The organism is Lentzea sp. NPDC042327 (genome assembly GCF_040647275.1).
Taxonomy (GTDB): domain Bacteria; phylum Actinomycetota; class Actinomycetes; order Mycobacteriales; family Pseudonocardiaceae; genus Lentzea.
Window position 1 is genome coordinate 225,432 of the sequence record NZ_JBEZBX010000013.1, and the last position, 8,676, is coordinate 234,107.

An 8,676-nucleotide genomic window follows, 5' to 3' on the forward strand; every position below is an offset into this window, starting at 1 on the left:
GCAGCGTCGTCGTGCTTCCAGCGGCCGCCCGGCTCACCCGCAGCCAGGACTTCGGCCTGGTGGTTCGCCGAGGCCGCCGCGCTGGACGGCCCCGGTTGGTCGTCCACGCCTTGACGCCAGACGTGCCCACCTTGGATTCGTCCAAGGTGGGCTTCGTCGTGAGCAAGGCCGTCGGCAACTCCGTCGTTCGCCACCGCGTCTACCGCCGCCTGCGGCACGTGGTGCGCGAACACCTCTCCGGCATGCCCGCCGGAACTCTCGTCGTGGTGCGTGCGTTGCCCTCTGCAGCGGTGGCGTCGAGCGCCGACCTGGCCGCCGACTTCTCCTCCGCTCTGCGGAAGGTGCTGCGATGACCACGTTGCCCGCGAAGGTCGCGCTGTTGCCGGTGCACTTCTACCGGCGTTTCATCTCGCCCCTGCTGCCGCCCACGTGCCGCTTCTACCCGAGCTGCAGTGCGTACGCGGTGGAGGCGTTGACCGTCCACGGGGCGTTCCGCGGAACCTGGCTGACCATCCGCCGGTTGCTGCGCTGCGGACCCTGGCACCCTGGAGGCCTGGACCCGGTACCGCCGAGGCGGCAGGTCCCCGATGTATCCACCGAGGAGTAGCTCGTGCTCAACTTCATCTACTACCCGGTGTCCTTCATCTTGTGGTGTTGGCACTGGGTGTTCGGCAAGGTGTTCGGTGAGTCGAGCGGCTTCGCCTGGGCGCTGTCCGTCATCTTCCTGGTCTTCACCCTGCGCGCCATCCTGTTCAAGCCGTTCGTCGGCCAGGTGCGCTCCATGCGGCGGATGCAGGAGTTCGCCCCGGAGATGCAGAAGATCAAGAAGAAGTACCCGAACGACCGCCAGCGCCAGGCGCAGGAGATGCAGAAGCTGCAGTCCGAGCACGGCGTGAACCCGCTCGGCGGCTGCCTGCCGATGCTGGTGCAGATCCCGGTGTTCATCGGTCTGTTCCACGTGCTGCGGTCGTTCAAGCCCGGCTGGGGCGAGGTCTACTTCTTCGACAAGCAGGGCGTCGACTCGTTCGTCAACGCCAAGCTCTTCGGCACCAACCTGTCGACGTTCATCACGATGCCGGCCGACCAGCTCGCGCAGTTCGGCACCGAGCGCCTGAACGTCATCCTCGTGTCCGTGCCGCTGATGATCGTGGCGTCCATCGCGACCCACTTCACGGCCCGCCACTCGGTCGCCCGCCAGAACCAGGCCGCGCTGGACAACCCGCAGACGGCCATCATGAACAAGCTGACCCTGTACTTGTTCCCGATCGGCGTCCTGGTCGGTGGCTTCTTCTTCCCCGTCGCGATCCTGCTGTACTGGCTCTCCAACAACGCGTGGACGCTCGGCCAGCAGTACGTCGTCTACCGCCGCATCGACGCGGAGGAAGAGGAGAAGAAGGCCACCGCGGTGACCACCCGCCAGGCCCTCGCTCCCAAGCCGGGCGTGAAGCCGGTCAACCCGAAGAAGCCCGCACCCGGCGTCAAGCCGGCCAACGGTGCGAAGCGCATGCCGACCGCGGGCCCCGGCGGCTCGCCGGCCGCGCAGAAGCCGGACTCCCCGGCCGACGTGAACGGCAACTCCAACACCGAGATTCCCGGCCTGACCCCAGGCCGATCCACCAGCAAGAAGCCGGGCAGCAAGAAGCGCCGCTGATTTCGGGCGTTCGCCCCGGAGAGGAGACATCGTGTCGGAGACCTTGCAGGCGACCGACGTGGAGGCGTCGTCGTCGGACGAGGCCGAGCCGCAGTCGGAGACGCAGTCAGAGTCGGAGTCGCAGTCGCCGGGCAAGACCGAGGACCTGCTCGTCCAGGAAGGCGACATCGCGGGTGACTACCTCGAGCGCCTGCTGGACCTGCTGGACTACGACGGTGACATCGACCTGGACGTGGAGGGCGGCCGCGCGGTCGTCAGCATCGACGGCGGCGAGGACCTCTCGAAGCTCGTCGGCCCCCGCGGCAACGTGCTCGAGTCGCTCCAGGAGCTCACCCGCCTCGCCGTCCAGCAGGAGACGGGCGTCCGCTCCCGCCTGATGCTGGACATCGCCCAGTGGCGCGCCGGCCGCCGCGCCGAGCTCGCCGAACTCGGCCGCACCACCGCGGAGAAGGTCGCCGCATCCGGCGAGCGCGCCCGCCTGCATCCCATGACCCCGTTCGAGCGCAAGGTCGTGCACGACGCCGTGGCCGCGGTCGCGGGTGTGCACAGCGAGAGCGAGGGCGAGGAGCCGCAGCGCCGGGTCATCGTCTTCCCGAAGCCGTGATGCTCTGAAGTTTCGGCCCTACGGCCCCTGGTTCCGGTTGGAGCCAGGGGCCGTTCGCTGTCTCCGGGGAGGGAGCGGCGGGAGGAGATCCTTCTCGTGGAAGCCGTGCTCCCCCGCTGTCTCCCCCGTTGTGCTCGTTGGCGCTTGGCGACCGCCGCGCCCGAAGACTCCGCCGCGGCCAGCCAACGCAGCGATCACCGTTCCACGTGAAACAGCCCGACCCGCGCCGCCCACCACGTCTCCTGCCAGTTCGACTACTCCCCCGTGCCCGGCATCGAGAGCCCGCCCGCTTCTGAGATCAGCCGCCACGCTTCCGTCGGCTCCACGCCGTCCGGTCACCGATCGGGATGCCGCCGGGCGGGTGCGCCATGGTCGAGATGGTGCCCGGACCGCCCCAGGAGACGGTGTGGATGGGTGGTCTCACGATTTGCCCCAAGTTTCACGTGAAACGGTGCTCAGGATTTGGCGGAGCACACGGTGCATCCGTCATGATGGTGCCCTGGCATTCGCCAGCTTTTCCACCGGCCGCCGGAACGCCGCCGCCGCGTGGTTTCACGTGAAACGTCGGACGGAGAACATGGCCGGGGAGTTGCCCGACAACGCGAAGCTCGTCTTCGGTGAGCACGTCGAGCGTGCCGCCGAGTTCGTCAGGCTCCTGGAGGAGCACGGCGTCGAGCGGGGGCTCATCGGGCCCCGTGAGGTCGACAAGATTTGGAATCGGCACGTGCTCAACTCGGCGGTCATCGAGCAGGTGATCCAGCCGAACGAGCGGGTTGTCGACGTGGGCTCCGGTGCCGGACTGCCGGGGGTGCCGCTGGCGATTGCTCGACCCGATCTCCGGGTCACGCTCCTGGAGCCGATGGCGCGCCGGATCGCGTGGCTCGAAGAGGTCGTAGAGAAGCTCGGCCTGAGCAACGTGGCGGTGGTCCGCGGGCGGGCCGAGGAGGGTCCGGTCAAGGACCGCCTCAAGAACTGTGACGTGGTGACCGCGCGAGCTGTTGCTCCGCTCGACAAGCTCGCGCGGTGGTGCCTCCCCCTGCTCAAGGGTGGCGGGCGGATGGTGGCGCTCAAGGGCGAGCGCGCGCAGGAGGAGTTGGACCGCGACGGAACAGCTGTGCGGCGTCTTGGGGGCGTCAACGGACATGTCGTCGTCGTGGGAGCGGACGTACTTGAGGTGCCGACGACGGTGCTCATCGTCGAGCGCCAGACGCGAAGGGATCGGTGAGCGTGTACCCGGAGTTCCAAACTGCCGACGTTTCACGTGAAACTGGATCCCAGCCGAAGCCGAAGCCGACCAAAAACGGAGATGACAGCGCCGTGGTGTGGACCCCGATTGCAGAAGAGGCGGCTCGTGCGGCAAACGTGCTGCACCCTGACGAGTCCCTGCTCCCCCGCCCGAGGCACCGGCGGGTCATCACCGTCGCCAACCAGAAGGGTGGCGTCGGCAAGACGACGAGCACGGTGAACCTCGCCGCCGCACTCGCCATCCACGGGCTCAAGACGCTCGTGATCGACCTCGACCCGCAGGGCAACGCGAGCACGGCGCTCTCGGTCGAGCACCGGTCCGGCACGCCGTCCGTCTACGAGGTGCTCATCGGCGAGATCTCCATCGCCGAGGCGGCTCAGGTCAGCCCGACGTCCCCGAACCTCTACTGCGTGCCCGCGACGATCGACCTCGCCGGCGCCGAGATCGAGCTCGTGTCCATGGTGTCCCGCGAGTCGCGCCTCAAGGAGGCGCTGAGCCCGGAGGCACTGGACGAGCTCCAGCCCGACTACGTCTTCATCGACTGCCCGCCGAGCCTCGGCCTGCTGACCGTCAACGCGATGGTGGCCGCCCAGGAGGCGCTGATCCCGATCCAGTGCGAGTACTACGCGCTGGAGGGGCTGAGCCAGTTGCTGCGCAACATCGAGCTCGTGCAGCACCACCTGAACCCGGACCTCGGCATCTCCACGATCCTGCTGACGATGTACGACGGCCGCACCAAGCTCGCCGACCAGGTGACGAGCGAGGTGCGCAGCCACTTCGGCGACACGGTCCTGCGGACGGTGATCCCGCGGAGCGTGAAGGTCAGCGAGGCGCCGGGCTTCGGGCAGACGGTGCTGACGTACGACCCCGGCTCGCGCGGGTCGATGAGCTACCTCGACGCCGCCAAGGAGATCGCGCAGCGCGGGGCCAAGGGAGAGGGCGCATGACGGAACAGCGCAAGGGGGGACTCGGGCGCGGCCTGGCCGCGTTGATCCCGCAGGGTCCGCCACCCGGCGCGCCCAGCGCCATCAAGCCCGTGCTGACGGGCAACGGTGCCAAGGCCCAGCAACAGCACCAGCAGTCCCCCGTCGGCGAGGTGGCGGGCGCTGTCTACCGGGAGATCGCGGTCACCGCGATCAGGACGAACCCGAAGCAGCCGCGCCAGGTGTTCGACCCGGACGCGATCAACGAGCTGTCGTTCTCCATCAAGGAGTTCGGGCTCATGCAGCCGATCGTCGTGCGCGAGCTCGGCGGTGACACCTACGAGCTCGTCATGGGCGAGCGCCGGTGGCGGGCCACCCAGCAGGCCGGGCTCAAGACCATCCCGGCGATCGTGCGGCAGACCGCCGACGACGTGATGCTGCGCGACGCGCTGTTGGAGAACATCCACCGCGTCCAGCTGAACCCGCTCGAAGAGGCGGCGGCCTACCAGCAGCTGCTGGAGGAGTTCGGCGTCACGCACGAGGAGCTCGCCGACCGCATCGGCCGCAGCCGCCCCGTCGTCACGAACACCATCCGCCTCCTCAAGCTCCCCCTCCCCGTTCAGCGCCGGGTCGCGGCGGGCGTGCTCAGCGCCGGCCACGCCCGCGCACTGCTCGGTCTCGACGACGCCGGCGCGCAGGAGGAGCTCGCCGCCCGGATCGTCGCGGAGGGCATGTCGGTCCGCGCGACCGAGGAAGCGGTGACGATCGCCAAGAACGAGAAGCCGGCGAAGGCGAAGCAGGCCCCGCGCAAGCAGTTGCACGCGCCGGGTCTGCAGGAGCTCGCCGAGCGCCTCTCGGACAGCTTCGACACCCGCGTGAAGGTCGAACTGGGGCAGCGAAAGGGCCGGATCGTCGTCGAGTTCGGGTCAGTCGACGATCTTGAACGGATCGTCGGCCTGATGAACTCGAATCCGACAATTCGGACTTCGGAGTAGGCCCATAGGATCACCCACGGGCCTTGTGTCACGGTGACGATGACGCCCCGCATCCGAGAGGATACGGGGCGTCACCTGTTTTCCGTTGTCGACAGAGGGCCTCAGCGAGCGACGGCGCGCTCCACCAACCCCGCGTAGATCTCCCCCAGCGACTGCCCCGCTGCCTCGACGGCCATCGGCAGGAGCGAGGTCTCGGTCAGTCCGGGCGACACGTTCACTTCGAGGAAGTAAACGGTCCCGTCCTCCGCCACCACCGCGTCGGTCCGCGACACGTCCCGCAGCCCGAGCAACCGGTGGGCCGCGACCGCGAGCTCGCCGACCGCCTTCGCCGCCGCCGGGTCCAGCCGGGCCGGCGCGTGGAAGTCGGTCAGCCCGGCGGTGTAGCGGGCGGTGTAGTCGTACACGCCGGTCTCCGGCACGATCTCGACGGCGGGCAGTGCCGTGGGCCCGTCCGGACCGTCGACCACCGAGACCGCCACCTCGACGCCGGCGATGAACTGCTCGGCCAGGACGGTGTCGCCGTAGGCGAGGCAGCCGACCATCGCCGGCGGCAGCTCCGCGGCATCCCGCACCACCTGGGCGCCCAGCGCCGAGCCGCCCTGGTCCGGCTTGAGCATCAACGGCAGCCCCAGCGTCGACACCATCGCGTCGAGCACCGGCTTGGCACCCAGTTCCCGGAACGTCGCGTGCGGCAGGACCACCCACTCCGGCGTCGCCAGGCCCGCACGGGCCAGCTCAGCCTTCGCAGTCGGCTTGTCCCACGCCCGGCGGCACGCACGCGAGTCCGTGCCGACGTAGGGCACGCCGAGCATCTCCAGGATCGCCTGCACCGAGCCGTTCTCGCCCTCACCGCCGTGCAGGGCGACGACGACGGCGTCCGGGCGGTGCTCGCGCAGCCGCGTCACCAACGAGGCGTCGGCGTCCCACTCCTCCACGGTGACGCCCACCGAGCGCAGCGCGGCGGAGAGCCGGCGGCCCGAGCGGAGCGAGACCTCGCGTTCGTGGGAGAGCCCACCGGACAGCACAGCGACCATGCGGTCAGCCACAGCACAACTCCAAGGATCAGGCGGTGTCGGGCGACGGGGTCTGCGGACCGGACAGCTGCCGGCCCGTCGTCGCCCCGAAGGTCGCGGCCAGCTGCATCTCGTCCTCGATGACGTTCGCCAGGCGGCGGACGCCCTCCCGGATGCGCTCCGGCGTCGGGTAGCAGTACGAGATGCGCAGCTGGCGGGAGCCGAAGCCGTCCGCGTAGAAACCGGTGCCGGACGCGTACGCCACGCGGGCGGTCACGGCACGCGGCAGCATCGCCTTCGTGTCGATGCCCTCCGGCACGGTCACCCAGACGTAGAAGCCGCCATCCGGGATGTTCCACGTGGAACCTTGCGGCATGTGCTGCTCAAGCGCCGAGATCGCCGCGTCCCGCCGTTCGCGGTAGGCCTCGCGGTAGGTCTTGATCTGACCCTTCCAGTCCTGCGTCGACAGGTACCGGGACACGATCATCTGGTTCAGCGTCGGCGGGCACAGGGTGGCCGACTCGGCCGCCAGCACCAGCTTCTCCCGCACCGCGTGCGGGGCCAGCACCCAGCCGACCCGCAGACCGGCGGCGAACGTCTTCGAGAACGACCCGAGGTACACGACGTTGTCCGGGTCCATCGACCGCAGCGCCGGGTACGTCTGCCCGTCGAACCCGAGCAGGCCGTACGGGTTGTCCTCCACGACCAGCACGCCGTAGCTGCGGCAGATCTCCAGGATCTCAGCCCGCCGCGACACCGCCAGCGTCACGCCGGCCGGGTTGTGGAAGTTCGGGATCGTGTAAAGGAACTTCACCCGCTGCCCGGCGCGCTTGCAGGCTTCCAGCGCCTCTCGCAGCAACGAGGGCACGAGCCCATCGGCGTCCATCGCCACGTGCACGACCTGCGCCTGATAGGCCGTGAACGACCCGAGGGCCCCCACGTACGACGGACCCTCCGCGATCACCACGTCACCGGGGTCGCAGAAGATCCGGGTGACCATGTCCAGGCCCATCTGCGAGCCGACCGTCACCACCACGTCGTCCGGGTGGCCGTTGATGCCCTCCATCGCCATCACGTCGCAGATCTGCTCGCGCAGCAGCGGAACACCGTGCGCTGAGCCGTACTGCAACGCCACGAGACCCTCGGTGGCGACGAGCTGGCCGATCTCCGCGGACAGCGAGTCCAGCGGCAACGCGGCCAGGTGCGGCATGCCGCCCGCCAGCGAGACCACCTCGGGACGTGACGCGACTGCGAAAAGTGCCCGGATCTCCGATGCCGTCATCCCTGCCGTGCGCGCTGCGTAGCGGCGGAGGTGGGGGTCAAGGCTTCTGGGGCCCTGCTTGGCGGGCTGTCCGGGCATCGTCATGAGGGACTCCTGAATGGGAATTGTCCCGAGCGAGTGTAACCGTCGTCCCGTTCAGGGCACGCGCCTTCCCGGTTCCGTCACATTCGCCTACGCTCGTGTGGGTTCACTGTGTGTGTTAACGGGTGGAGGTCGGGGTGTCCCGTCGCGTCGTGGGCGTCACGCTGGACAACCTGGAGCATCTCTCCAAGCACAGCAGAACGTGCGTCTTCTGGGAACTGGCCCCTCACCTGCGCGAACAGGCCGAGGAGTACGGGGACACGGAGTTCGAGAAGGAAGCCTGGGTCTCCAGCGTCCTGCTCGAGTGGGGTTCGTGCGGCCGTCTCATCTACTGCGACGGCATTCCGGCCGGTTCGGCGTTCTACGCACCGCCCGCTGCCGTGCCGCGCAGTGCTGCCTTCCCCACCTCGCCGGTCAGCCCGGACGCGGTACTGCTGACGTCGCTCGACGTGCTCCCCGAGTTCCGCGGCGGAGGACTCGGCCGCGTGCTCGTGCAGGCCGTGGCGAAGGACCTGACCCGGCGCGGCGTGAAGGCGGTCGAGGCGTTCGGCGACATGCGGCCGGACGCCGAGGCGAGCAGTTGCGTCACGCCCGCCGACTTCCTCACGAGCGTCGGCTTCAAGACCGTGCGGCCGCACCCGCGCTGGCCCCGGTTGCGCCTGGAGCTGCGCAGCGCCATCACCTGGAAGGAAGACGTCGAGGCCGCCCTCGAACGCCTCCTCAACAGCGTCACCGTCTCGACCGCGGAACCCAGCTTCCGCCCGGCCTGAGATGTCACGCGGGGGCCCCGCGTTCCCCCGGGGGGGGCGGGGGGGCCCCCCCGGGCCGGGGGAAAGGGGAGGGGGTGGGAAAAAAGGAGGGCCAGCCGGGGGTGGTAAGGA

Annotated in this window: 10 protein-coding genes; 8 read left to right on the forward strand and 2 right to left on the reverse strand. The window is 69.3% G+C overall.

Annotated features, from left to right (window positions below; translation table 11 throughout):
- Positions 1-11: 11 nt before the first annotated feature.
- The 7 genes from rnpA (at position 12) to AB0A63_RS29955 (ending at position 5,419) form a co-directional block, all read left to right on the forward strand.
- A complete protein-coding gene (gene rnpA, locus AB0A63_RS29925) occupies positions 12-353 on the forward strand; it encodes a ribonuclease P protein component (protein WP_360397090.1) in 342 nt (113 codons plus the stop codon).
- On the forward strand, positions 350-607 hold the full coding sequence (gene yidD, locus AB0A63_RS29930) for a membrane protein insertion efficiency factor YidD (protein WP_360397091.1): 258 nt from the start codon (positions 350-352) through the stop codon (positions 605-607). The genes rnpA and yidD overlap by 4 nt, the downstream gene beginning before the upstream one ends.
- 3 nt (positions 608-610) lie before the next feature.
- On the forward strand, positions 611-1,651 hold the full coding sequence (gene yidC / locus AB0A63_RS29935; RefSeq protein ID WP_360397092.1) for a membrane protein insertase YidC: 1,041 nt from the start codon (positions 611-613) through the stop codon (positions 1,649-1,651).
- A 31-nt stretch (positions 1,652-1,682) separates the two neighbouring features.
- Positions 1,683-2,255: a R3H domain-containing nucleic acid-binding protein gene (locus AB0A63_RS29940; protein WP_360397093.1), complete on the forward strand. Its 573-nt coding sequence runs from the start codon at positions 1,683-1,685 to the stop codon at positions 2,253-2,255.
- Positions 2,256-2,832: 577 nt separating this feature from the next.
- Entirely contained in the window at positions 2,833-3,480 is a 648-nt protein-coding gene (rsmG, locus tag AB0A63_RS29945; protein WP_360397113.1) for a 16S rRNA (guanine(527)-N(7))-methyltransferase RsmG, read from the forward strand.
- A 92-nt stretch (positions 3,481-3,572) separates the two neighbouring features.
- Positions 3,573-4,448, forward strand: a complete 876-nt coding sequence (locus AB0A63_RS29950) for a ParA family protein (protein WP_360397094.1) — start codon at positions 3,573-3,575, stop codon at positions 4,446-4,448.
- Positions 4,445-5,419, forward strand: a complete 975-nt coding sequence (locus tag AB0A63_RS29955) for a ParB/RepB/Spo0J family partition protein (RefSeq protein ID WP_360397095.1) — start codon at positions 4,445-4,447, stop codon at positions 5,417-5,419. Before AB0A63_RS29950 ends, AB0A63_RS29955 begins: the two co-directional genes overlap by 4 nt.
- A gap of 101 nt (positions 5,420-5,520) precedes the next feature.
- On the opposite strand, the gene AB0A63_RS29960 is transcribed toward AB0A63_RS29955, so the two are convergent.
- Both AB0A63_RS29960 and AB0A63_RS29965 read right to left on the reverse strand, forming a co-directional pair.
- A complete protein-coding gene (locus AB0A63_RS29960; RefSeq protein WP_360397096.1) occupies positions 5,521-6,465 on the reverse strand; it encodes a D-alanine--D-alanine ligase in 945 nt (314 codons plus the stop codon).
- 16 nt (positions 6,466-6,481) lie between these two features.
- Positions 6,482-7,798, reverse strand: a complete 1,317-nt coding sequence (locus tag AB0A63_RS29965; RefSeq protein ID WP_360397097.1) for a PLP-dependent aminotransferase family protein — start codon at positions 7,796-7,798, stop codon at positions 6,482-6,484.
- A gap of 134 nt (positions 7,799-7,932) precedes the next feature.
- Here AB0A63_RS29965 and AB0A63_RS29970 point away from each other — a divergent pair, with 134 nt between their 5' ends.
- Positions 7,933-8,565, forward strand: coding sequence for a GNAT family N-acetyltransferase (locus tag AB0A63_RS29970; protein WP_360397098.1), 633 nt, complete (start codon positions 7,933-7,935; stop codon positions 8,563-8,565).
- Positions 8,566-8,676: the final 111 nt, after the last annotated feature.